The 25,513-nt window shown below is 43.6% G+C and carries 17 protein-coding genes; 9 read left to right on the top strand and 8 right to left on the bottom strand.

The window, feature by feature from the left end:
• The first annotated feature begins 32 nt into the window (after positions 1–32).
• The 5 genes from bamA to C8D84_RS04705 all read left to right on the top strand — a co-directional run bounded on the left by bamA (position 33) and on the right by C8D84_RS04705 (position 6,846).
• Positions 33–2,456 carry an outer membrane protein assembly factor BamA gene (gene bamA / locus C8D84_RS04725; RefSeq protein ID WP_055124445.1) on the top strand — a complete coding sequence of 808 codons (2,424 nt, stop codon included), beginning with the start codon at positions 33–35 and terminating at the stop codon, positions 2,454–2,456.
• A gap of 146 nt (positions 2,457–2,602) precedes the next feature.
• A complete protein-coding gene (lpxD, locus tag C8D84_RS04720; protein WP_109590438.1) occupies positions 2,603–3,619 on the top strand; it encodes a UDP-3-O-(3-hydroxymyristoyl)glucosamine N-acyltransferase in 1,017 nt (338 codons plus the stop codon).
• 111 nt (positions 3,620–3,730) lie between these two features.
• The gene (gene fabZ, locus C8D84_RS04715; RefSeq protein ID WP_198329829.1) at positions 3,731–4,201 is read left to right on the top strand and encodes a 3-hydroxyacyl-ACP dehydratase FabZ; all 471 of its coding nucleotides are present in this window, start codon (positions 3,731–3,733) and stop codon (positions 4,199–4,201) included.
• 202 nt (positions 4,202–4,403) lie between these two features.
• A complete protein-coding gene (lpxA, locus tag C8D84_RS04710; RefSeq protein WP_109590436.1) occupies positions 4,404–5,183 on the top strand; it encodes an acyl-ACP--UDP-N-acetylglucosamine O-acyltransferase in 780 nt (259 codons plus the stop codon).
• Positions 5,184–5,493: 310 nt separating this feature from the next.
• On the top strand, positions 5,494–6,846 hold the full coding sequence (locus tag C8D84_RS04705) for a sodium-dependent transporter (protein WP_087814621.1): 1,353 nt from the start codon (positions 5,494–5,496) through the stop codon (positions 6,844–6,846).
• A 96-nt stretch (positions 6,847–6,942) separates the two neighbouring features.
• Here the strand turns inward: C8D84_RS04705 and tgt are convergent, their stop codons facing one another.
• Positions 6,943–8,094 (bottom strand): tRNA guanosine(34) transglycosylase Tgt, encoded by a 1,152-nt coding sequence (gene tgt, locus C8D84_RS04700; RefSeq protein WP_109590434.1) that lies wholly within the window; start codon positions 8,092–8,094, stop codon positions 6,943–6,945.
• A 235-nt stretch (positions 8,095–8,329) separates the two neighbouring features.
• Between tgt and C8D84_RS04695 the strand changes: the two genes are divergently transcribed.
• Positions 8,330–8,980: an SOUL family heme-binding protein gene (locus C8D84_RS04695; protein WP_109590432.1), complete on the top strand. Its 651-nt coding sequence runs from the start codon at positions 8,330–8,332 to the stop codon at positions 8,978–8,980.
• Between the two features lie 163 nt (positions 8,981–9,143).
• On the opposite strand, the gene asd is transcribed toward C8D84_RS04695, so the two are convergent.
• Entirely contained in the window at positions 9,144–10,277 is a 1,134-nt protein-coding gene (gene asd, locus C8D84_RS04690; protein WP_109590430.1) for an aspartate-semialdehyde dehydrogenase, read from the bottom strand.
• Between the two features lie 383 nt (positions 10,278–10,660).
• On the opposite strand from asd, the gene C8D84_RS04685 reads away from it, so the two are divergent.
• Positions 10,661–11,785, top strand: coding sequence for an endonuclease/exonuclease/phosphatase family protein (locus C8D84_RS04685; protein WP_109590428.1), 1,125 nt, complete (start codon positions 10,661–10,663; stop codon positions 11,783–11,785).
• A 494-nt stretch (positions 11,786–12,279) separates the two neighbouring features.
• Here C8D84_RS04685 and C8D84_RS04680 read toward each other — a convergent pair whose 3' ends face one another.
• Complete coding sequence (locus C8D84_RS04680) at positions 12,280–13,683, bottom strand: peptidylprolyl isomerase (protein WP_109590426.1); 1,404 nt, start codon at positions 13,681–13,683, stop codon at positions 12,280–12,282.
• A gap of 150 nt (positions 13,684–13,833) precedes the next feature.
• Positions 13,834–16,983, bottom strand: a complete 3,150-nt coding sequence (lptD, locus tag C8D84_RS04675) for an LPS assembly protein LptD (RefSeq protein WP_109590424.1) — start codon at positions 16,981–16,983, stop codon at positions 13,834–13,836.
• Positions 16,984–17,400: 417 nt separating this feature from the next.
• Between lptD and C8D84_RS04670 the strand changes: the two genes are divergently transcribed.
• Together C8D84_RS04670 and murU are read left to right on the top strand one after the other, a co-directional pair.
• Complete coding sequence (locus C8D84_RS04670; protein WP_228244467.1) at positions 17,401–18,483, top strand: aminoglycoside phosphotransferase family protein; 1,083 nt, start codon at positions 17,401–17,403, stop codon at positions 18,481–18,483.
• 134 nt (positions 18,484–18,617) lie between these two features.
• Entirely contained in the window at positions 18,618–19,361 is a 744-nt protein-coding gene (gene murU, locus C8D84_RS04665; RefSeq protein WP_087814613.1) for an N-acetylmuramate alpha-1-phosphate uridylyltransferase MurU, read from the top strand.
• 161 nt (positions 19,362–19,522) lie between these two features.
• Here murU and C8D84_RS14020 read toward each other — a convergent pair whose 3' ends face one another.
• The 4 genes from C8D84_RS14020 to C8D84_RS04650 form a co-directional block, all read right to left on the bottom strand.
• On the bottom strand, positions 19,523–19,639 hold the full coding sequence (locus C8D84_RS14020) for a DUF2474 domain-containing protein (RefSeq protein ID WP_372815413.1): 117 nt from the start codon (positions 19,637–19,639) through the stop codon (positions 19,523–19,525).
• A gap of 91 nt (positions 19,640–19,730) precedes the next feature.
• Complete coding sequence (gene cydB / locus C8D84_RS04660; protein WP_087814612.1) at positions 19,731–20,747, bottom strand: cytochrome d ubiquinol oxidase subunit II; 1,017 nt, start codon at positions 20,745–20,747, stop codon at positions 19,731–19,733.
• A complete protein-coding gene (locus tag C8D84_RS04655; RefSeq protein ID WP_109590420.1) occupies positions 20,747–22,243 on the bottom strand; it encodes a cytochrome ubiquinol oxidase subunit I in 1,497 nt (498 codons plus the stop codon). The genes cydB and C8D84_RS04655 overlap by 1 nt, the downstream gene beginning before the upstream one ends.
• Positions 22,244–22,746: 503 nt before the next feature.
• On the bottom strand, positions 22,747–25,221 hold the full coding sequence (locus C8D84_RS04650; RefSeq protein ID WP_170108270.1) for an esterase/lipase family protein: 2,475 nt from the start codon (positions 25,219–25,221) through the stop codon (positions 22,747–22,749).
• Positions 25,222–25,513: the final 292 nt, after the last annotated feature.

Genomic DNA, 25,513 nt, shown 5'->3' with positions numbered 1-25,513 from the left:
TTAAGCAAGTTTTTTATTGACGGATAGTGTTTATGCGTACGCCTTTATTTATGAGCGCGGCAGGGTTGCCGTTAGTTGTAGCGATGATGAGTATGCCAGTACAGGCTGCAGAATTTGTAGTCACTGACATCGGTTTCAATGGTTTGCAACGTTTAACCCCCGATAGCCTCTATCCGGTTCTACCTATTTCGGTAGGGGATACGGTAAATGACAGTAGTTTAGCAGCCAGTATTAAGGCGCTTTATGCGACCGAAAATTTTGCTGATATTCAAAGCCGTATCGAAGGTGGACAGCTACGGTTTGATGTCGTTGAGCGCCCAACGATTGCTGAAGTCAATTTTGAGGGCAATAAGCTCATTCCAAAAGAAGGGCTAGAGCAAGGGCTAGACAATGCTGGTCTGTCTGCCGGTAATGTGCTGAAACAAGCCACGCTACAAGGCGTCGCCAACGAGCTACAGCAGCAATATATCAGCCAAGGCTATTACAACAGCAATATCGAGGTTGATCAAACGTTACTTGATGGCAATCGCGTCAAGCTCGATGTGCGTTTTGTCGAAGGCAAACCTGCCAAAGTGGTCGATATTAATATCATTGGCAATAAACACTTTAGTGATGAAGAAATCAAAGACGTTTTTGCGGTAAAAGAGTCTTCGTGGACACGTCTGCTGTCAAAGTCTGATCGTTATGCCAAAGAAAAACTGGCTGCCAGTTTAGAGAATTTAAAAGCGCTTTACCAAAACGATGGTTATGTGCGTTTTGCAGTAGATAATGCGGTGCTCAACATCAGTGAAGATAAGAGCAGCGTGTTTATCGAAGTGAGTCTAAGCGAAGGCGAGCAATATCAGTTTGGTGAAGTGAATTTCTTAGGTAAGCCGACTTTTGAGAACAATGAACTAACAGAGTTGGTGACTTTTGCACCCAATGAAAAATACTCGCAAGCCAAGCTCGATGAAACCACCGCGGCACTTAAGAGTCGTTACGGTAATGAGGGCTATTATTTGGCGCAGGTGAGACCAGTACCACGTATCAATGACGAGACCAAAGTAGTAGATATTGATTATTTCATCGATCCTGCACGTCCCATTTACGTTCGTCGTATTAACTTTACGGGTAACATCAAAACTCAAGACGAAGTACTGCGCCGAGAAATGCGTCAATTAGAAGGCGCGTTGGCAACTAGTGACAAAATCCAGTTGTCACGGACACGTCTGATGCGTACAGGCTTCTTTAAAGCTGTCAACGTTGATGTGAAACCAGTACCGAACCAACCAGACCAAGTAGATATCAATTATACGGTTGAAGAGCAGCCTTCTGGTAGCTCAACGATTGCCGCGGGTTACTCACAAAGCGGCGGTGTGACTTTCCAGTTAGATCTAACACAAAACAACTTTATGGGTACAGGTAACCGTGTGAAAGCGGCACTATCGCGCTCAGAAACCCGTGATTCTTATAGCTTGGGTTATACCGATCCGTACTTTACCGAAAACGGCGTCTCACAAGGTCTTAGTGCCTATTATCGTGAAACGAAATACGATGATAGAAACGTCAGTAACTATGTCACCGATTCTTATGGTGCTACGTTGAACTACAGTTATCCTGTTGATGAAACCAAACGCGTTAGTGCGGGTTTGAACGTTGATAATACTTCAGTACGTGGTGGTCGCTTCTTAGGTGTATCAAACGTTCAGCAAATTATTGATGATGGCGGTACGTTTGAGAACTTTGTCAATGATGACAATGAGGATTCTGGACGCACAGGCTTTAAAAATGATTACAATACTTATAACCTACTATTTGGCTGGGACTATAGCACCTTAGATCGTCCAGTGTTCCCGACCAAAGGTATGAGCCATACGGTCGATGCCACCATTGGCTTGGGTGATACCAACTATCAAAAACTTGTTTATAGCGGCAACATCTATTATCCCTTCTACAAAGACTGGGTAGCACGCGGTTATACTAAGCTTGGCTATGGTAATGATTTGCCGTTTTATGAAAACTTTTATGCTGGGGGCTATGGCTCTGTACGTGGTTATGAGGCCTCAACCCTTGGGCCAAAATCACAAACGTATTATGATGCCATAAATGATGATGTGCGTTACAAAGACGAAGACATCGGTGGTAATGCGTTAGTCAGCTTCGGTAGTGAGCTAATTTTGCCAATGCCGTTTAAGGGCGATTGGGCAGATCAGGTGCGTCCAGTATTGTTTGCCGAAGGTGGTCAAGTATTTGATACGACTGATAAGGAAGATCGCACTTTTATCAATCCTAATGACGGTACTGATACGGGCGTACCACTGTTGACGCAAGACAATAGCATGCGCTTTAGTGCGGGTGCAGGTATAACCTGGTATACGCCAATTGGTCCAATTTCATTAAGTTATGCTGTACCTATTGGTGATAAAGAAGGCGATGAAACTGAAAAAGTTCAGTTCCAGATTGGTAATACGTTCTAACGTAGCATGATTGTTTGCGTTCATGTCATTAACCATAGCAGTTACTTGCATGAACGCAGCATCTGTTAGATATTAGTAGATCGCCAAGGTGATTGTTCAGCTTGGCGATTGTCTTATTCATAATAATATTTATATTAATAGTCACTATGATAACGATTGAGCAACTTATCACTCGGATTGAGCAGCGTCAGCCCATCACCAATAAGGCTGAAATCAGCGCTGAACAGTTACGTCAAAAATTCAGCAGTATTGGTAGTTTGACCACGGCTGGTCATAATCAGTTAAGCTTTTTGGCCGATCCTCATTATATTTCTAGTCTGGCTATTAGCGAGGCAGGGGCTGTATTGGTTACTGCAGAATATCGCGACCAAGTGCCCGCCACAGCGATAGCGTTAGTCGTTGCAAGCCCATACTTAGCTTATGCTGGTGCTAGCCAGTTGTTTGCTCGTGAGTCACTGTCTGGTGGTATTCATCCTAGCGCTGTGATTGCTGATAGTGCGGTCATTGGTGAGCAGGTGAATATCGGACCTTTTTGTGTGATTGCCGATTATGTGCAAATTGGTGCGCGTAGCTCACTTGCGGCGCATGTGATGATCGAAGAAAATACGACTATTGGTACTGATGGTGTTATCAAATCACAAGTGGTGATTGGGCATGATTGTGTCATTGGTGATCATGTGAGGTTACACGCGGGTGTCAGTGTGGGTGCAGAAGGTTTTGGTTTTGCACCAACCAAAGATCCTAGTACCACTGGCTGGGAGCGTATCGCTCAGTTAGGACGGGTCGTAATTGGCAATCATGTGCGAATTGGTAGTCAAACTTGCATTGACCGAGGTGCCATTGACGATACGGTCATTGGCAATCACGTTATTATTGATAATTTGGTACAAGTTGCTCATAACGTGCGTATCGGTGATGGCACAGCCATCGCGGCTCAAACGGGTATCGCGGGCAGTACTAGTATCGGCAAGCGCTGTATTATTGGCGGTGCGGTCGGTATCACAGGTCATATCGAGATTACAGATGATGTCACTTTATCTGGGATGACTATGGTAACCAAATCTATCAAAACCGCTGGTTCATACTCCTCTGGAACGGCTGCTATGCCGACAGCTAACTGGCGACGGGCAGCTGTACGCTTCCGTCAGCTTGGGCGTGATTAGCGAAAATATCAATGCATATATACAAACACAGTAAAATCATAGCGATTTGAAACATAGCAAGGAAGCACCATTATGAGCAGCACCGATATCGATATTTTGAATGATAAAGAAATGAAAAGCTTAGCTGAGCAAGGTCTTACGCTGCCATTAACTTATCATACGTTAAAGCATTATTTGCCACACCGTTATCCTTTTCTTTTAGTAGATAAGATTATTGATTGCACGCCTGGTGAGTGCATTACGGGTATTAAGAATGTGACTATCAATGAAGAGTTTTTCAATGGTCATTTTCCTGATGAGCCGATTATGCCAGGGGTACTTATGGTTGAGTGCATGGCTCAGGTCTCAGGCGTGCTCGGATTTATCAGTGCCGGTCTAACCGCAGAAGATGGTTATTTATATCTGTTTGCAGGTGTTGATAAAGTCCGTTTTAAGCGTCGAGTGATTCCTGGTGATCAGCTGACTATTCGTGCTAAAACAGTGATGCAGAAGCGCGGTATTTATAAATTTGACTGTACTGTACATGTTGACGATGAGTTAGCCGCCAGTGCGCAAATAATGATTGCTCGCCAAGAACAATAACATTTACCAATAGCCATTGTGCCTCGTAGCTGACCTAATTCTTTAAACAAAGCGTCTAAAGAATTAGGTCAAAGCGGGTCATAAGCATTATAATTGACACTCGCATTTAACAGCAGAGCCATGCTTAGGTTTTCTCATAAAACTAAATTGGCTGTATTTGTTTTACCATTTACTCGCATCAGATCATACAAAGGCCCACATTATGAGTCAGATTCATCCAACAGCACTCATCTCACCGTCCGCCCAAATTGATGAGACTGCTATCATTGGTCCGTATTGTATCGTCGGTGATGAGGTCACTATTGGCGCTCACACGGTTCTGCATCGCCATGTAGTTGTTACCAAATTGACTCGTATTGGTCAACACAATGAGTTTTATCAATTTGCGAGCATTGGCGAAGATCCTCAGGATTTGAAGTATGCTGGTGAGCGTACTTGGCTTGAGATTGGCGATCATAATACCGTTCGAGAAGCCTGTAGTTTACACCGCGGCACCGCACAAGATAGTGAGCTCACTAAAATAGGCAGCCATAATCTACTGATGGTGAACACTCATGTGGCTCATGATTGTGTGATTGGCGATCATAATGTATTGGCCAACAATGTTGGCGTTGCAGGGCATGTGACTATTGGTAATCACACGATCATTGGCGGTAATTCAGGTATTCATCAGTTTTGTACGGTTGATGACTATAGCTTGATTGGGGGCGCAAGTCTGATTCTAAAAGATGTAGCCGCCTTTACCATGGTATCTGGAAATCCAGCAACGACTCATGGTCTCAATGTGGAAGGCATGCGTCGTAAAGGATGGTCAAAAGAGACAATTGAGGTATTGCGTCAAGCTTATCGTATGATTTTTAGATCTGGTCTGACGACCGTGCAAGCGCTTGAGGTTTTGAATAATGAGCTGCTACCAAAAGAGCCGAAAATCCAGTTGCTCATTGATTCACTACAAAAAAGCCGTCGTGGTGTGGTGCGCTAGAACGGCGATTGGCTTTTGCTTAAAATCATATATAGTATGCCTTTTTTAATTAGCCAAACTCTTGTCAGTTATAGATAAAATTACCAGAAGCCATAACCAATTGTTATGGCTTTTTATGTTTATGAGCGCTTGACTTTTTTGGTGGCTTAGCAGAAACTGAGCCTTTACGATATTGTAAACAATTCTTTCTTAATGTTGCTGGACGCCTCACATTGAGGTGTTTATTGAATAGCTTGATATTTTTCATGGCTATTTATGATAATCAAGGAAGATTATCAGTGATGTTAATTGAAGCACGAGGACGGAAAAAATGGCTATTAATAAACAAGAACATGCACAGTGGAGCTCAAGTTTTGGCTTCGTATTGGCAGCAGTTGGTTCAGCAGTTGGTTTGGGCAACATATGGAAGTTTCCCTATATGGTCGGTGAAAGCGGTGGTTCAGCTTTCGTTATTGCTTATTTATTCTGTATCGCGCTGGTAGGTTTTCCGATTCTAGTTGCTGAATGGCTGATTGGTCGCCGTGGGCAAAAAAACCCAGTCAATACTTTTGCGGATGTTGCAGCAAGTGAAGGTAAGTCGCGCAGTTGGGGCATCATTGGCGCGTCAGGTATTTTAGGTGGTTTCTTAATTCTATCGTTTTATAGTGTGATTGGTGGTTGGGCACTCAACTATATTACTAAAGCAGGTACAGGCAGTTTTATTGGTCAAGACAGTGATTCTATTGCTGCGACCTTTGATGCTATGTTGGCTTCAGCAGGGACGTTGACGATTTGGCATACTGTGTTTATGGCTATCACTGCTTTGATTGTCGGTATTGGTGTGACCAAAGGTATCGAAACTACGGCTAAAGTTTTAATGCCACTACTAGGCGTGATTTTGTTCGTCATCGTTGGTTATAACGTGATAAACGGTGGTTTTGGTGAAGCAGTGGCTTATCTATTTACACCAGATCTTAGCAAGTTGACTGGCGATGTGATGCTTGCAGCATTGGGTCATGCATTTTTCACTCTATCTATTGGTATGGGTATTATGATTGCTTATGGCTCATATTTGGGTCGTGAAGTGAACTTACTAAAAACCGCCCGTACCGTTGTGATTTTAGATACGGTTATTGCTTTGGCTGCTGGTCTAGCAATCTTCCCAATCATCTTTAGCAATGGTCTAGACCCTGCTTCAGGTCCTGGTCTTATCTTTGTCAGCTTACCGATCGCTTTTGGTAGCATGGGCGCAGGGACGATCATTGGTACGCTGTTCTTCTTACTCATTACTTTTGCTGCTATTACCTCATCAATCTCATTGCTTGAGCCAACCGTTGAGTTTTTAGAAGAACGTACACCGATGAGTCGTACGGTATCAACCATCGTTGCCAGTACAGTGATTTGGCTATTAGGCGTTGCGGCACTACTATCATTTAACCTATGGTCTGACTTTACTATCATGGGTAATGGTATCTTTGATGCATTGGATAAAATTACCAGTAAATTCCTTCTCCCGCTAACTGGTCTTGCTGCAATTATTTTCGTTGGTTGGCAAATGGATCAACGCAGTATTCAGCAAGAGCTTGGTCTGTCTAATGGTGCATGGCAATTATGGCAAATCGTTGCTAAGTTTGTAGCACCAATTGCCGTGCTCGTGGTATTTGTAACCTCGTTAATGGGCTAGTACTGATTAACTAGAAATAATAAAAGCAACACACCAAAAAGGGCTTAAGATAATTCTTAAGCCCTTTTTATAGGTATGGCAATTGCAAAAATATGATTAGCGTAGATTTAACTCAGGTACTGTTTGTCCACGTTTGTTATAAAATTCGCTGACAAACTCATCAAATTTGTCTTGTTCAATGGCATCACGGATACCTTGCATCAAACGCTGGTAATAGCGCAAGTTATGGATAGTCGCTAATTGAGCGCCCAGCATCTCTTTACACTTATTAAGATGGTAGAGATAAGCACGGCTAAAATTTTGGCAAGTATAGCAGTCGCATTCAGGATCTAATGGGCCTTCGTCACTGCGATACTGGCTGTTACGGATACGTACCACACCAGCATTGTCTGCATCGCCTGTGACGAAGTAGTGACCATTACGCGCGTTACGCGTCGGCATCACACAGTCGAACATATCGACACCGCGGCGTACGCCTTCAACTAAATCCTCAGGCTTACCAACGCCCATCAGATAGCGTGGCTTATCTGCTGGCATATCATCAGGGAGGTAGTCTAGGACATCTATCATTTCATCTTTTGGTTCACCAACCGACAGACCACCGATGGCATAACCATCAAAGCCGATATCGAGCAGGACTTCAAGTGATTGCTGACGCAAATCAGGATACATACTGCCTTGAATAATGCCAAATAATGCGTTGGTGCTGCCCAGTCTTTTGTGCTCATCAACACAGCGCTGTCCCCAACGTAATGACAGCTCTAATGACTTTTTAGCTTCGTCATGAGTCGCAGGATAAGGCGTACACTCATCAAATTGCATGACGATGTCTGAGTTCAAGCTGTACTGAATCTGCATCGATTTTTCTGGCGACAGAAAAACTTTCGCACCATCGATAGGAGATTTAAAGTCGACCCCTTCTTCGGTGATTTTACGCATGGCACCCAGACTGAATACCTGAAAGCCACCTGAATCGGTCAGGATAGGCTTATCCCAATGCATGAACTTATGCAAGCCGCCAAACTTATCGATCACCTCGGTACCTGGACGTAACCATAGATGAAAGGTATTGCCTAAAATGATATCAGCACCAATGGCTTCAATATCACGTGGCAGCATACCCTTGACCGTACCATAAGTACCGACAGGCATAAACGCTGGCGTTTGTACGTCGCCATGATTGAGATGAACCGTACCACGGCGCGCACGCGTGTCACCGCTGGCCGTTTTATGTAAGACAAATTGCATATGATAACCGCTATGTAAGCTATGAAAATGGTGCTAATTATAGCATTGTTAGCATTTTTTTGGACATGGATGTTTATGAGGTATTGATATATCTGACAAATGTGTTTTTTGGTTAATAGTATTTTGTCATAACCAAAAGACACAGACAGTACTTATGAGTAGTTGGTAAAGTAGAAATCATAATGGCGAGACAGTAACCATTGCTAAGCGATGTTTTAACTGCTGGAGACATACTATGAAAAAGGCAACCTACTTATTATTAAGTGGTTCATTATTAACCTCAGGAGCAGCTATGGCGACCGAAGAGCCGGATTATACAGTGTTGTCGCAAATGGATGACTTTGAGCTGCGTCGTTACGATAAGCAGCTAGTGGCACAAACGTTGGTAAGTGGTGACCAAGACTCCGCCAGTCGCGAAGGGTTTAAAGTGTTAGCCGACTATATATTTGGCAATAATACATCGCCAACTGGCGGCAGTAGTAAAATTAGCATGACTGCGCCTGTTACGATGCAGCCTAATAACAAAAAGAGTGATAGCGAATCACAAAAAATTGCGATGACAGCACCAGTAAGCATGCAGCAAAACGATGGTGAGTGGCGTGTACAATTTACTATGCCCAGTAAATACACGATGCAAACACTGCCAAAGCCTAATAATCCAAACATCACGATTACCGAGGTGCCAGCACAGACGTACGGTGTGATTAAGTTTTCAGGGTTGGCAGGCAGTAAAAAAGTAGCGACTAAAACGGAAGAGCTACAATCTTGGATGCAAACCCAAAATTTGACTATAACGGGCGAGCCTGAACTGGCACGTTATAATCCGCCTTGGACGCTGCCTTTTTTGCGCCGTAATGAAGTGATGATTGCTTACAGGCCAAAGTAATACTAGCCTCAAAGCATAAGATGAGCGTTGTCACATTTGCTGAGCTTGTTATAAGTAGGACTTGCATTTGCTTGCCGTGCTATTCAAATTTTTGGAAATGATATGCCCATAAAAAAAGACAGCATTTGCTGTCTTTTTTGTACTGAATTTTAAGAAAATAAGCTTAGTCTTTTTGCTCACGGATGATATTAAGCATACGACGTAGCGGCTCGGCTGCGCCCCATAACAGTTGATCACCAACGGTAAATGCGCCTAGATACTCAGGGCCCATATTGAGCTTACGCAAGCGACCTAGTGCAACTGTCAATGTACCAGTCACGGCTACTGGCGTTAAGCGGTTCATAGTCGCTTCTTTGTCGTCTTCGACCAAGTCCAACCATTCATTGCCGCTGTTTTTAAGTGCTGCTTCGATTTCTTCTAGCGGAATGTCTTTTTTGAGCTTGATGGTAAGGCCTTGCGCATGACAGCGCATCGCGCCAACGCGCACACACATGCCGTCGATAGCAATCTTATCAGCTTCTGCGTTACCAAGGATTTTATTGGTTTCGACGCCGCCTTTCCATTCTTCCTTGGATTGCTTGTTTTCTAACTGAACATCGATATAAGGAATCAAGCTACCTGCTAGTGGCACACCAAAGTATTGCTTAGGAAAATCATCTGAGCGCTGAGTCTGAGCGATTTTTTTATCAATCTCAAGGATGGCGCTGGCAGGATCAGCCAACTCGTCTTTGACTGCATCGTGTAGCACGCCCATGCCAGCGATTAATTCGCGCATGTTGTTAGCACCAGAACCACTAGCGGCCTGATAAGTCATGGCGCTGACCCATTCTACCCAGCCTTTATTAAACAGCTCGCCAATCGCCATGAGCATTAGTGATACGGTACAGTTACCACCGATAAAGTCTTTTTTACCATTGGCTAGGGCGCTGTCAATAACGGCGCGATTGACTGGATCGAGAATGATGATGCTGTCATCTTCCATTCGTAAGGTGCTTGCCGCATCAATCCAGTAGCCATTCCAGCCACTATCACGTAGCGGTTGATGGACTTGCGAGGTATAGTCGCCGCCTTGGCAGGTAATGATGACATCACAAGCTGCTAGCGCGTCAATATCATGAGCATCTTTTAATTGGCCGGTATGAATACCATCAAGGCTTGGGGCATCACCACCTGCGTTGCTGGTTGAGAAAAACACGGGTGTAATACCGTCAAAATCTTTTTCCTCAGTCATACGTTGTATTAATACTGAACCGACCATGCCGCGCCAGCCTACCAAGCCTACTGTTAAATTACTCATGAAACTCAATCCTTTTTACCGTAAATTGTTGCATTGCCAGCCGATAACAATGCCGTGAATAGCCATAAAAAGCAAGGCGTTTTGGCCGTTTTTAGTGGTTTTTCATACACTATTAATGATGTTCAGTATAACTTTAAGTTATTAACCTAATGGCGATAGTGGCGATGCCTCACTCGCCACAAGTAGATAGCCCTAAAAATAAAATTCGTCCATAGTACCCGTTATGGTGGGCGAATTAAAAGTGTAATGTTTTATAGCGGTTAACGAATAATCCATGCTCATTAGTAGGCGATAACCTCCTGAAATGCTAAAGTAAACAGCTAACGTCAGTTCAGTTAAAACCATGGCGATATTCATCATTTAATAGACGGCTAATACATACTATGGATCTCTCACTATTATATTACAGCATACAGTGGCTAGCAGGGTTCATCGCATTTGTGACGATTTGGGGCTGGATACCACTGGATAATTGGTGGGTGCGCGGTGTTGAATTTCCGCGTATTCAGATCATGGTGTTGGGTGTCATCGCTTGGATTGGTATGCTGATTTTTTGGTCAGAGTGGCAGCTGGGACAGTGGCTGTTATTTACCGTATTAAGCATTACATTAGCCTTTCAGCTTAGGATGATATTGCCTTATACCAAGCTATGGAAAAAAGAAGTTCAAAAGGCAAAAGACAAGCCAGAAGGGCAGGTGCATCAACTAAAAATAATGGTATCAAACGTACTAACGCCCAATGATGACACCCAAAAACTGGTGGATTTGGTGAAGCAAAGACAGCCTGATATTTTAATTACGCTAGAGAGTGATGACAAATGGGAAAAAGCGCTGCATCAAATCGAAGCTGATTATCCTTACACCGTAAAAGTGCCACTAGATAATCTGTATGGGATGCATCTTTATTCTAAGCTTGAGTTGATTGATCCTGAAGTTAAGTACTTGATGATTGATGATATACCTTCTATTCATGCCCAACTGCGCCTGCAAAGTGGTCGCGTGATTTGGTTGTATTGCTTGCATCCCATGCCGCCAAGCCCGACGGAAGCGGATAAATCTACTACCCGCGATGCTGAGCTATTGATGGTTGGCAAACACATCAAAGAAAACAAGCAAACGGCGATATTGGCAGGCGACCTCAATGATGTAGCATGGTCAAAGACGACTCGACGCTTTCAACGTATCTCAGGATTGTTGGATCCGCGTATTGGTCGACATTTTATCAATACGTTTCATGTCAGCTATCCATTTTTACGTTGGGCGCTGGATCATATTTTCCATAGTGCTTGCTTTACGGTAGTGGATATTCGGCGTATGCCTTCGATAGGTTCGGATCACTTCCCTGTTATGACGACTTTACAATACGAACCAGAAGAGGAGAGCAATCAAGCGCAAAATGCCCCTACTGCAGAAGCGGAAGATATAAAAGAGACTGATAATAAAATAGTAGAAGGTAAAAAAGAAGGTGAAAAAGTCTCAAAGGAACATGCAGAAGAGCAGAGAAGTTAGGGTTGATAGCCTGCCATTACTATAGCCATCGTATGATGCAATGTTAAAAGAGGCTGTAAGCATATGCTTACGTTAAATAAGGTCTTTAGCCTCTAGTCGCATTAAACTGATTACCCTACAATACCTGCATCAACACAAGGATACGCATGGATGCAGTGTTGAGACAGTATCAATAAAAGCACAGGTCAGCCCGCTGTCTTATAGGATACTGTTTATGACTTAGGATGAGTCAGCATGGAAGAAATAATAACAACAATATGAAGCGCCATAGCCCCGAACCAATCGCCCTAGGTTCGGGGCTTTTCTTTGTGTGTGCAATGCTTACATTTATTTTATTCGATATTCTTGTGTTTGGACATCCTGCAATATATTTGAGATGACCTTCTGATTTTTTTATCGCATAAATGAACGTCAATAAAAAAAGGGTACATGCATTAGCATATACCCTTTTTGACAAAGCATTATTAGATTTGACTTATCGATGCCTATATCAGTTAGCCAAGTACTTGGATGTAAGCACCTGCGCGTAGCTCTTGTAGCCAGTCTTCTTTGGCTTGCGGTGCTAAGCGCTGATAAAGCGCTTGACGTGCCATATTGCGACGATATTGATCGCTAACATCTTGTTGGCGTTTGCCTTCTATTTTCAATATATGCCAGCCAAACTGGGTTTTGAAAGGAGCAGAGTAGTCACCAACAGCTGTGTTTTTCATCATGGCTTCGAATGGACCAATCATGTCTTCTTCACTTACCCAATCAAGATCGCCACCGCGGCCAGCTGAACCGGGATCATCTGAATAGGTCGATGCTAAACCAGCAAAATCAGCGCCGCTGCGTAACTGTTCATACAAATCATTAATCTTTTGCTCAGCAAGCGCGTCTGTCTGTAGCTCATCAACTTTTACCAATATGTGACGAGTACGCCACTGCGGTATCAGCATGGTGTCGCTGGCTTTTTTGTCAGCAAGTTTAATGATATCGATACCTTCAGGCGTTATTAATGGTGCGCTGACCGCGCCAACCTCAAGTTTGGTAATCTCACTTGATAGCTCTGTAGGTAGAGACGCGGCTTTATGAAAGCCCATATCGCCACCTTGTAGCGGAATAGGATAGTTGCCTTGGCTAGCAGCGACCGCTTCAGCGACATCAACGTTTGGTGCAAGCAGGCGAGTACGCAGAGCTTCTGCTACCTTTAACGCCTCATTGCGTTGGGCTTCTGAGAGTCGGCTGTAGTCATCCATGTAAGGTACTCGTACATGAATCGTTTGATACTCACTCTGGTTTAAGCGCTTGGCTTCAGGCGAGGCCAAAAATGCATCAATATCTTGTTCGCTGATGCGCACGCGGTTACCGATTTGGCGCTGTTGCAAGGCTTGAATGGCTGCGTCTTCGATTAATTGCGCACGTAGCGCCGCATAGCTACCAGGTTTTGCTGCATCCAAACGCTGTTGCAAAGCTGAGATGCTCGTCAGCCCTTCTGCTTGAGCGATTTGACTAAGGCGCTGATTAATAGCCGCTTCATCAGGGTTTAAACCGACGCGTTTGACCATCGATAGTTGTAACTCACGCAATATGAGCGCATTTAACACCTCAGACTGTAGCTGTGCTGAGTTTGCTATTGGTTCACCAGCCGCTTGTGCACGTGCTTGTGCTTGAGTGATAGCATCGATCAAATCACTCTTTAAGATAGCATTTTCATTGACTAAAGCAATAATACCGTCGGTGCTATTGGCTGGCGTCAAACGATTGACGTTATTCTGCGCGGTCACGGCATTTGCTTGAGGCGCTTGTGATTTTGCAGGTTTAACGGTGGCAGCTTGGGCGCTCAATGTAAGCGCAAGGCTGGCACTCATAGATAGCAATACAGCACGGCTGGTTTGACGTAAAGAAAAAAATCTCATGATGCTCCTCATCAATGTCATCGCATCGGATGGTAGTTGGTCAACGCTGTTTAATACTTTTAACAGTCAAATATTAGACAGGGTTGACCATAATAGGGTTACAAACAGGGTTATGAAATACATAGCAAAAATATTTATACAAGCACGGTCTTAATCTTTCCAAGCAGTCTGGACAGGTTCAAAGCCCAAGATTTTATCAGAGAGTAAGCGAGTCAGGCGGCTGCTACCACTACCCAAACCATTCAATCTAATCTCTGCCATAATAGCTTGCGTTGGTTTGTCTTTGACATTTAAGTCATTATAGTAACGACGACCATAAACTGCAAAACCAAAGCAGCAATCTTCGTAATCAACGCCGACCAACGAATCAAGGACTTTATCACGATTGTAATCGTATTGACCTTGAGCCAAGATTCGCCAGCTGTTATTGATTGGAAAGACAGCCGATGCGGTAAAAGCAGAGAGTGGCAGCTGATCGGTGTTTTCATCACGTTGACGTTTGACAAATCCAACATTAAACAAGCTGTTGTCAGACGGCTGATAACGCAGCTCAGTCGTAATATAATTTAAATCATAATCATTGGTCAGTGCGCCACTAACATCAACCCAAAAGTTGTTGTAAGGTTGCGTGCTGGTATCCCAAACCATCCCTGAAGATGAAGAGGTGAAGACAGGTTGCTGATCATCAAGCGTAACACGTCCATTATCGATATAAAACTGCTCTGCAATGCTACCATCAAAACGTGTCACACCCGTTGCGTCGATGTAACGATAATTGATACCAGGAGTAATCGAATGCAAATCTTGCAAGCGATCATGCCCTAAGAACCAACTGTCAGAAAACAGCTGTTCATAGTTAATAGAGGCAATACGCGTATTAAAGTTCGGAATATCGTTTTGGTCTTCATATGGCGAGTAGGTGTATTTCAATCGTGGGCTTAGCAAGCGATAGCCACCCATGGTATCGTCGAATGCGCCAAAAGGCGAGCCTGCTTGATAGAAATTCAGACCTGCATCGATACTGGCTTGAGGTACAAATACCGACTGGCTACCGTCTTTATCACTCAACTGGTTGTCGGCTAAGCTGTCCTCGTCATAAGAAGTATAGAGATGTTGTAAGCTCAGTTTGGGCTTGATATAACCCCAAGATTTTTCCATTGGATAAACGGCGCTGAGTTTATTATAAATTCGCCCGCCACTTTTTTCATTCTCAGAGCCATCGTCGATGGATTTTTTGAAATAAGCGGAATCATGTACACCAGTGATATCGAAGCTCTTCGCCCAAGGCAGTCGATAATCGAGCTTGAGCTGCGGCAATCTTGAATAAGGTTTATCTTTGTCTTCTAAGGGTTTACCATTACTGGTAAAAGCGTCTAGAGTTTGAAAGGTTTCTACCTTTAATTCACCATCAACATAGTCATTATAATAATTGACACGCGCACGGCGTGGTAAGTTTATGGTGCTGTCTGATAGACCCAGCGTGTCAAAATCATTGAGGTAATCTGAATCTGACACATAGCTGTATTTTGCATCACCGCTTAAGCGTGGAATGCTCTTAGATGACCAATAATGATCATAAAAGAAGCTAGAGCGGTCTTCGTCATTGTACTCTTTGTCATTAGGCAAATATGAACCATTAAAAATACCTTCGCCATAACTTTCGGTCAGATAGCGAAACTCGCCTGACACCATAGGATTACGATCGGTATAAATATGGGTATTGAGCGTGGCATCATAATTGGGTGCCAAATTGAAATAGTAGGGTATATCAACCTCAAGACCGCTTTCACTACTGATACTGGCATTCGGCAATAAAAAACCACTGGTGCGACGATTATCAATCGGGAAGTTGAAATAAGGCAAATAGAACACAGGCACGTCAGCGATACGGAAAGTAGTGTTATAGGCTTCGCCGCGACCTGTATCGGTATCCAAATCAATGCTTTTGGCATCAAACTGCCATTTACGATTGGTTGGTGGACAGGTACTAAACATGACGTCATCTAGCTCATATTGACTGTCATTCGGTCTGTTCAAGCGCTTGGCATAACCATGAGCTTGCAGTTCTACACTAGCAAAAGCCACATCATTGGCTGTCGACTGTCCAGTTTCAGTATTATAATTTAAACTATCGGCGACCCCAATAAGCCCGTCTTTTGATGCTTTCTCAGTGAAATTGGCTTGGGGGTTATTCGATGAGCGGTTTGTTGCATTGCTATCTAGTGCGTTGCTGCGTAATACTTGCTGACCTGTCGCTTGGTCAGTAAACATGACTTTGCCTTGAGCGGCGGCAACGCCATTGCTCAAATCTAACAAGACTTTTTCTGCTTCTATCTGCTGGGTACCCTGATTGATGATGACATTGCCCGACAGCTCTGCATAGTCGACATTGTCATAATAACCATAATCTGATTCTGAAAACAGCGGCGCTTGATTATTCGGGAGACCATTTAAGTTTGGCGCAGGCTGCCCATTGGTTGCTCCTGCCTCATTGACCGCGCGTTGATAGTTGGGGTTGCTCTTTGGATAAACCCATTGACCTTCGCAGCGTTGGGCGCTATCTACAGCATTCGGTAATAACTGTAAGTTTTTACCCACTTTTGGAATGGTTTGCGGGGTAGGTGTTAGCTCGTTTTGAATGACATTTTGGTTAGCATTATCACCATTGTTTAACGTTGAGGCATCTGTATCAGGTGTCAGCTCATAAAATTCTGCTAAACGCATCAGACTATCTTGAATACTTTCATCACTCACATCAACTTTACCAGTCTTCTGTGCGGCTTTAGGTGCAGTGGTTTCAGCAAGCTGGGCAGTGCTATTGTTCTGAGTGGTCGCAATCGTATCTGATGCTGGTACAAAACCTTGATCATCACTCTCGTTGATGGCGGTAATTTCTAGAGGGCGGTTGTCTAAAGGACTTTCATTAGTAGCATTCTCATTAGAGATGCTGTCGTTAAAGGTGTTTTCACTAAAGGTGCTTTCATTAAAAGTATTGTCAAAACTACTGTCTGAAGTATTGTTATCAGTAGCAGCCTTTTGAGACGTATTACGCTGAAAGTCAGTCTTTTGATTATTGCTATTTTGATAGCGGATATCATTATAGTCGCTGTCTTTTTGGACGCTACTGCGATTGGCATCAGGTGTAACATCAGAGATATAGCGGGTGCTACTGTCAGTGATTAGCGACTCAGTTTGCTGTGTGTCAGCATTGCTGGGCGCAGCACTAACGGTTAGGCTGGACAAGCCTAAGGCACCAAATAAGATCAAACGGATGCTTTGGTAAAGCGGAGAATATAACAAGGGCACACCTATGATTGCAGAGCCTATTGAATTGCGATACTGAATTTAGTAACCATATTATTAATCATGTATGGCGGTTAATAAACGACTAAAAAATCACTGATTGATAATGCTATCTTAAGAATTTGGCTGTTTTACATATAATGACGACTAATCATAGTCAAAAAAAACCAAATCAGCTACACTATTTACCAAAATTTATAATATAGCCGAGCTGTTTTTTGAATGGTTGCTGAGGTTATGCTCAGCGCTAGATGTCGAATGATATCCCAATACGCCTGCTATCGCAGTTTTTTTGGCTCAAGACGTTGCTATTTTAACAAGGTTTTGCCTGACTTATCACTACTTTAATTGTTTATGACTTATATTTAACCTGCGATGCCCATTATGACTGATAAAATACTTTTAGAGCCTAATATGATCGATACCAAACTCAATAGCCGTCTACAACAATTAGAGAGCTGGTTGCAGCAAGTATTTGCTGGTCAAACGTTCCAACTCGATAGTCTACCCGGTGACGCAAGTGCTCGCCAATACCATAGAATCCAGCTGTCAGACAGTAATGACACGACAGTCGCACATTATATTGTCATGGATTCAGCGGACGAACAAGACGCCATGCGCCAGTTTATCAATGTGACTAAGCTGATGGCTCCAGCGATCAATGTGCCGACACTCATTGCGCAAGACGTGACGAAAGGATTTTTGGTGTTGCAGGATTTTGGTGCGATAGAGTTCGCTCATCTGCTCGTTGATGCGACGCCTGCGCAGATAGATGAGCATTATCAGTTGGCAATGCAGACGTTGGTCGCGCTACAGACCGTGCCAGTTGAAACAGCAAAGTCGCAACATCAATTGCCAGATTATGATACCGAGTTATTAGATCGTGAGATGGATTTATTCAGCGATTGGTTTATACCTTATATCGGTGTCGAGTTTGATAAAGCATTATGGAATACTTTAAAAGAAGCCTTAATAAAAGAGATTTTGCAGCAACCACAAGTCATCGTCCATCGTGATTATCACAGTCGCAATTTGATGCAGGACCAATCGGATCGCTCGCGCTTAGGCGTGATTGACTTTCAAGACGCCGTCATCGGCTCTTATACTTATGATTTGGTGTCATTGCTGCGAGATGCTTATGTAGAATGGCCAGAGAGTCAAGTCTCTGCATGGATTAATGATTTTTGGCAGTTGCAAAAGCAGGCGGGCTTGACTACGGTAGATAGCATAGATCAGCTCGAAAATGATATGAATGTCATGGGTGTACAGCGACATTTAAAAGTGTTGGGAATTTTTATTCGCTTGTCTGAGCGAGATGGAAAAGACCGCTATTTGGCGGATATTCCTAAGGTGATGCGTGATTTAATGTTTGAATTAGAATGGTTAGAGGCGCACGGTAGACCGCATATGCAACAAGCAGTAGCGCCGTTTAATGAGAGTTTCAGGGATAATATACTGCCAGCTTATCAAAGTAAGTTCGTACAGCAATATATTTAGAACGAACCACTTACGAGCTTTATTTGACGCGAATGCTCATCTGATAAGTAATGCTCATTTGATAAGTTACGTTAAAACATTAGCAAATTTTAATCTGAATGTATAATCCCATAAAATAAAAAAAAGGAGCGCACATGTCTGAGATTGACCGAGCAATGATTACCCAAGCAATGATTTTGGCTGCTGGTAAGGGCACGCGTCTGCGTCCGTTAACACTGGATACACCCAAACCTCTGGTCGAGGTGGGTGGACAGCCGCTTGTCGTCTGGCACATTAAAGCGCTACAAGCAGCTGGTATCACTGATATCACCATTAATGCATCATGGCTGGCTGATAAGCTGATGGATACGCTGGGTGATGGCAGTCAATACGGTGTTAAATTGCATTGGTCAGCAGAGGATGATGAGCCTCTAGAGACCGCAGGTGGTATTTTTCAAGCGTTGCAAACTGGCAAGCTGCGCGATGAGCCATTTATCTTAGTGAACTCAGATGTATGGACGACCTATGATTTTGCGCAGTTGCGAGATTATAAGCTTGGCGCTGATCAGCGCGCACATCTGTTATTGATTGACAATCCAGAGCATAATAACGGCGGTGATTTTGCGATCAATAATGGTTTAGCCAGCGAGCAGCCGATTGGTGATGCAGACAAATACACCTTTGCTGGCATTAGTGTGATGTCACCACGATTGGTCGATGGGTTGGTATCAGGTCAGCCAGCGGCGTTGGCACCATTGCTCAAGCAAGCGATGATAAAGTTCCAAATCACGGCTGAAATCATTTCTGATAATTGGATCGATGTGGGCACGCCTGAACGCTTAGCGCAGGTAAATGAATTTATCAAAAGTAACGGTATTGATCACCATCAAGGCGCTTAGATTATGGCGTTTAGACTATGGTATTTATAATAAAGGGCTTAGATTAAGATGCCTAATTATTACCAATCTTACATAAGTAGTCGTATAAAAAAGCAGCGTCGATTCATCGACGCTGCTTTTTTATATGATATAGCCATGGCTAAGTGGGCTGTAAATGACTGCTAGATACCCATAGCCAACTTGATTAATTGAGCAATCGTAAAAATAACTGCAAACCCTGCTATATATAGCCCAATGAACCATGCCCATTGTGACTGCTTCTTACTGAGCTTCTTCATGCTCGCCTCCTACTACGTGTTAATACGCTTTAAAAAGTGTAGCCACTGCTAATATTTGCAGTAGCCACATTTTTATATCCTTTGTTTACCCTTAGTACATATGCTCATGTCCAGTTTTACCCTTAAAGGTGTAATAGGCAAAAGCGGTATAACTCAGGATAATCGGTAGCATTATGACGGCACCAACTAACATAAAGGATAGTGAGGTGTCAGCTGCGGCTGCCTCATAAATCGTCATCTGATACGGTACGATGTATGGGAACATGGCGAAACAAACCCCGATATAGCCCATCAAAAACAGTGCCACAGTCAACAAGAAAGGACGATATTCGCGCTCGCCACCTAAGTCTTTACGCATCAAGAAAAATAATAGTAAAACTATAATTGGCATAGGTGCTAGATATAATAGACCTGGGAAACCAAACCAGCCTTCGAGAGCATTAATGTCTGAAAAATACATAAACGCTGTGACGACGATCATTGCCACTACCAAAGCAGACAGCATCCAGCCAGACACTTTGCGTGCCCAGACTTGTAGGGTATGCTCAGTTTTGATAATGAGCCATGTAGAGCCAAGTAAGGCGTAACCAATAATCATGGCAAAGCCGCAGACAATCGAGAAAGGTGTGAGCCAGTCAAACGGCCCACCAGTATATAGGCGGTTGCTTGCCTCAAGACCTTGTACAAGCGCCCCAAGCATAATACCTTGAGAGAATGTAGCAACGACTGAACCAACAAAAAAGAAAGTGTCCCATACGTGACGACGTGACGATGCTTTGAAGCGAAATTCAAATGCCACACCGCGCATTATTAGACCGAATAGCATAAAAGTAACAGGCAGATAAAGCCCCGTCATAATGATGCCATAAGCCACTGGGAAAGCAGCGAACAAGCCGCCACCGCCCAATACTAGCCAAGTCTCGTTACCATCCCAAAACGGGGCAATAGAGTTCATAATGCGGCTACGGTTTTTATCTGAGCCAGCAAAGGGAAACAAAATGCCGCAGCCCAAATCAAAGCCATCAAGCAATACATAGATAAAGACGGATAGAGCGATCAGTCCGCCCCAAATTAAAGGTAAGTCTAATACATCACCGTAGTTAAACATTAGCGTAACCCTCCATCATCGACGTCGTTTGCAGGAGTATCTATATCTTCTTCAGTACTCTTAGCAGGATTGCTATCGCCACTGAGCGCACGACCTTGGCTTTCGGTCACTGAGTGCTCATAGAAATTATCATCGGCAGGATCTTCGTACGGTTTTGGCCCTTGAGCGATCAAGCGTAGAATATAAAAACTGCCTGCACCGAAGACAAATATATAGAGGACAATAAAACCAATCAACGTGGTTGCTACTTGCTGTGCTGCGAGCGGTGACATGCTTTCTGCGGTGCGTATCACACCATATACAGTCCATGGTTGACGACCTGTCTCGGTCACAAACCAGCCCGCCAATAATGCGATAAAGCCAAGTGGTGTCATCATCATCCAAGCACGGTGGAACCAGACACTTTCGGGATTATATTGCTGTTTTTTAAAGTATTTATAGAGACTAAATAAGCCGACCAGCACCATTAACATGCCAATACCAACCATGATGCGAAATGCCCAGAATACAATCATGACCGGTGGTTGGTCTTCAGGTGCCCAGTTTTTTAGACCTTTTACTTCCCCATCTAACGAATGGGTAAGAATCAAACCTGAAACATAGGGAATGCTTATTTCATATTTATTGGTTTGGTTTTCTTGGTCAGGAATAGCAAATAGGCGTAACGCTGCGCCGCGCTCATCCTCCCAAATACCTTCCATCGCTGCGACTTTGGCTGGCTGATGCTCTAAAGTGTTTAGACCATGCTCATCGCCAATTAATACTTGAGCGGGTGCGACAAATATCGCCATAATCATGGCCATACCTAGCATGACACGACCATGCTGACGGTGTTCGGTGTGTTTTTTGGACTGAATATAATAAGCACCAACCCCGCCAATGACAAAGGCTGTCGTCAAGAATGCCGCTGTCATCATATGAGCATAGCGGTAAGGGAATGAAGGGCTAAAGATGATCTCAATCCAGTTGGTAGGATATAAAAGACCATCTGCGCCCATCATAAAGCCTTGCGGCGTCTGCATAAAGCTGTTGGCGGCTAAAATCCAAAAGCCTGAAATCAGTGTACCAATGGCGACAATGGCAGTGGAAGCAAAGTGCATACGCTTGCTCACACGCCCCCAACCAAATAGCATAATACCTAAAAAGGACGCTTCTAAGAAAAACGCGGTCAATACTTCGTAGGCGAGTAGTGGGCCTAAGACGTTACCGGCTTTGTCAGAAAATACCGCCCAGTTAGTACCGAACTGGTAGGACATTACTACACCGGATACCACGCCCATACCGAATACCACGGCAAATATTTTGACCCAATGCTTGTAGACTTCAGCATAGATAGGCTCGCCTGTTTTGAGCCAACGGAATTCAAGCACCGTCAACCAACTGGCAAGTCCGATAGAAAAGGCAGGAAAAACAATATGAAACGAGATAACAAAAGCGAATTGGATACGCGCGAGCATCAGCGCATCGAGCTGGTCAATCATAAACGTAGCGAACATAAACGGTTACCCTTATCTGTTAGCTGAATAGCGCTGGCTTCCATAAAACGCTCAAGTAACTGCCCGCAATCGTCTATAGATTAAGGTAAAAAATAATACGGGCAATGGCTCAGTGTTGATTAGCGAGCAATCTTAGGGATAGAGTGCGGCTAAGCTAACGACTGTTTAGCTGAATTAAGTAATTTATATCCCTATAAATTAATACATTACTGTCAGGTGCTGTCAATATATTATGCGCTTCCCTCGATGCACACGCAAGCTGCGCAACAGATTGGTCGCATACCTGATAGTCATTAAAAACTGCTGAGATAAACCCAGATATATCAGACTAATCGCTTGGGAAAACAAGATGTTATCAAGTTTACCTTAATAACAGTAATGTTTTATTTATATACTAATATAGGCACAAATATCCAACAGAGTACAAAGTTGCAAAGCCATCTGCTTTACTCTTAGTTTTAAAGCGCAAAGACTAGTACAGTGCTATATGACATAAGCAATCATCATTCCTGCAATTGTTTATGTAGAATCTGGCGCAATGTCAAAATAGTTTGCGGGTTAGTTTGAATGCTATGACCACCGCTGATAATCGTCTCAGAGGCCGCGCCATCAAGATGAGCGCTAGTATAAGGAACAATACCATCTGATAAACGTTCAGTTAGCGCTTGGCTGATATCTTCATTGACGGTGACGGCTGCAACCAGTGGTTGGGCAGAGAGCTTTGAGCTATCAGAAGGGCTACTTGTACCGACTGTTTCATTTTCAATGTCTTCTTCTACTGCTTGCGATAAATCAACCTTTGCACCGGCTGGCTGCATTTGCGCCAATCCTTTAGTAATATCGGCATCATTATTGGCAATGATAGAGTGATAAGTAACACGATCATTGATGGTGATGTCTTTCGTCAGCTGTATAAAAGAGGATTTGTCGCTCAGCTGACTTGCGCCATTTTGTAAATATAACGCACCCAAAGGATTTTGTGCCAAATCACCTTGCGTGGCAATGGTGGCTAAGTTGTCCGTGACAGTTTTTACCAAACCAACTGGCAAATAGACAATACGGCGCAGTGCCCGAGTGAACCAGCGATCTGCATAGTCAGTTCCACGAAAAGGCGCTGATAAAAAGACAGCCGTATCTACTTGTGGTAAGGCTTTTAGCTCAAAGCGTTCTTTTAGCTGATCTTCGCCAAATGATGCTTTAAGTGCGTCACGAATCTTACGTTTTTCACTATCAGACAGCACATTTTGATCGTCTAGTCGATCTAGGTCATCGACTAAGTTCTCATCAGATAGCATCATGCGGGCGATAATGGCACCCATGCTATGACTGATAATCACGCTGTTTTTGCTGGCTCGATTTTGTCCTTTAGGATCAGTTTGCTGGTAGGTGCTGTTGATTAACTGTTGTATTTGATAACGGTTTTCTAAAATGGGTAAATTGGTTGGATAGAATATCTGCCACACTTGATAGTTATCACGCAACTTATCGTCGTTGAGAATATCGTTGGTTAAATTGACCCAAGTGGCAGGGCTAGAAGCCAAACCATGCAGCATAATCAGGACGCGCTTATTGGGATCATAAGGCTCAAGCATGAATAATTTGGGCAGTCTGGCCTCTGGCTGGCGAGTGATTAAATTGAGATAACCGACGCCATCCAGTTGGTTCTCTGACAGCCACAAGCCATAACCTGCAGAAAAGTTAGCCACCAGTGGATAGTCACTATTAAGGATATTGACGCTTTCGCTTTGGTATGGGTTGTATAAATGAATATCGAGCTTGCGACTGCTTAGTACATCCAATACGCTATCGCCGCTTGGTTCAATCAATCCTGTTAATAGCAAATGTCCAGTAGGGTAGATACGCGAACTTGGCTTACTCTCATCTGTGTCTCCATCTTTCTCATTGGTCAATCGACCTGACAATGATGACACTAATAATTGGCGAATCGTGGTGGTATAACGGTCATCCAGTGAGGCCACCAAGCTGATACCTAAGCCTGGACGTTTGCTAATTGAGTTAAGCCCAGAGAGGCGTAATTCGTATGTGGAAACCAAGTCTGCTAGTGCAGAGGTCTGCTTATGTGCATTTTGCAAATAGTTATTTTCATTAGGCAAATAAACACCAAGATCATAATCATCAATTTGTATTTTCATGACGTTGACTTGATCAGTCGGTTTGCCCTTGAGCGGTGAGTAATTGGCAATCGCGGCTTGGTTACTGTCATTAAGAGTGCTAGCGGATGTGGGCAAATAATCTACTTTGGTGCCGCCCATCAATTTATTTGAGCCGTTGGTTGATCTATAAAGCTGGGTTATCACATCATTACTGGCGGCATTATAGATGTCTTGGGTCTGAATGTCGGTGTCATTCGGAATACGGTTCTGTGCCTGAGAGGGGCTTTTGTCTTGATCTGCGCCCTCAAAATCATGCGTCAAACTGTCATAAAATAAATAGGTATAACTGGATTTGATAGCATCGAATAGCCGCTCTTGATAACCTGTTAGACAGCGATTGGTGTTTTCTTGCTGGACTTTAGCTTCTGTATCCTCTAAAGGTGCGTTGGCATAATAAGGATCAAGTGGCGGGCGAGCCAGCGCATTGCGGCAGTCCTGAGAGGCAGAAAGCTGTCGCGCTTTTGCGTAGTGTAACTCTGCAAAAACTGCCAAAGTAGGACGGTAGTGTTCATTCAAAATACTGTCAGTAAGCTGAGTAAGGCATAAATCAAACTGCTGCATACAGGCTTGCTCATTAAGCCCTGCCGATAAGAGCGCTGATGCCGTGTCACTGCTTAATTTTTTGGTAGTGACAATATTACCGCGCTGCGCAGTAATCGTCTTCGCTGACGCTTGCTTATTCACTGATACCGTACTGCACGCAGGTAGTAATGCTACCGCGGCTATCAAGGCGACTGATGTGATCGAAAATGGGGTTTTCTTAGCATGCGTCACCATATTTTTGATAGGGCTAGCGAAAGTCATAGGTGAGTCCAGTTAGTCGTAAAAGCATGATTGAGTCAGTAATTTATAAGAAGAAGTGTAGCGTAACTTTTCGCATTAAACTATTTTATTTAAATTTCAAAAATACGGTTTAAACTTCGATAATTGAATTGAACACGCATTTAAATAAGGTAGACAGCAAGTTGGGTTCAATGGAGTTTCGCTAGACATAAAAAAGCCCCTGACTCTATATTGAAGTAATTTCTATATAAAGTCAGGGGCTTAGTCGAGTCAATCTAGCTTATAGAGCAATCATGGTATTTGGTGGACTTGC

Origin of the sequence: Psychrobacter immobilis (genome assembly GCF_003148585.1) — a bacterium.
Taxonomy (GTDB): domain Bacteria; phylum Pseudomonadota; class Gammaproteobacteria; order Pseudomonadales; family Moraxellaceae; genus Psychrobacter; species Psychrobacter immobilis.
This window is presented reverse-complemented; position numbering and strand designations above follow the sequence as displayed.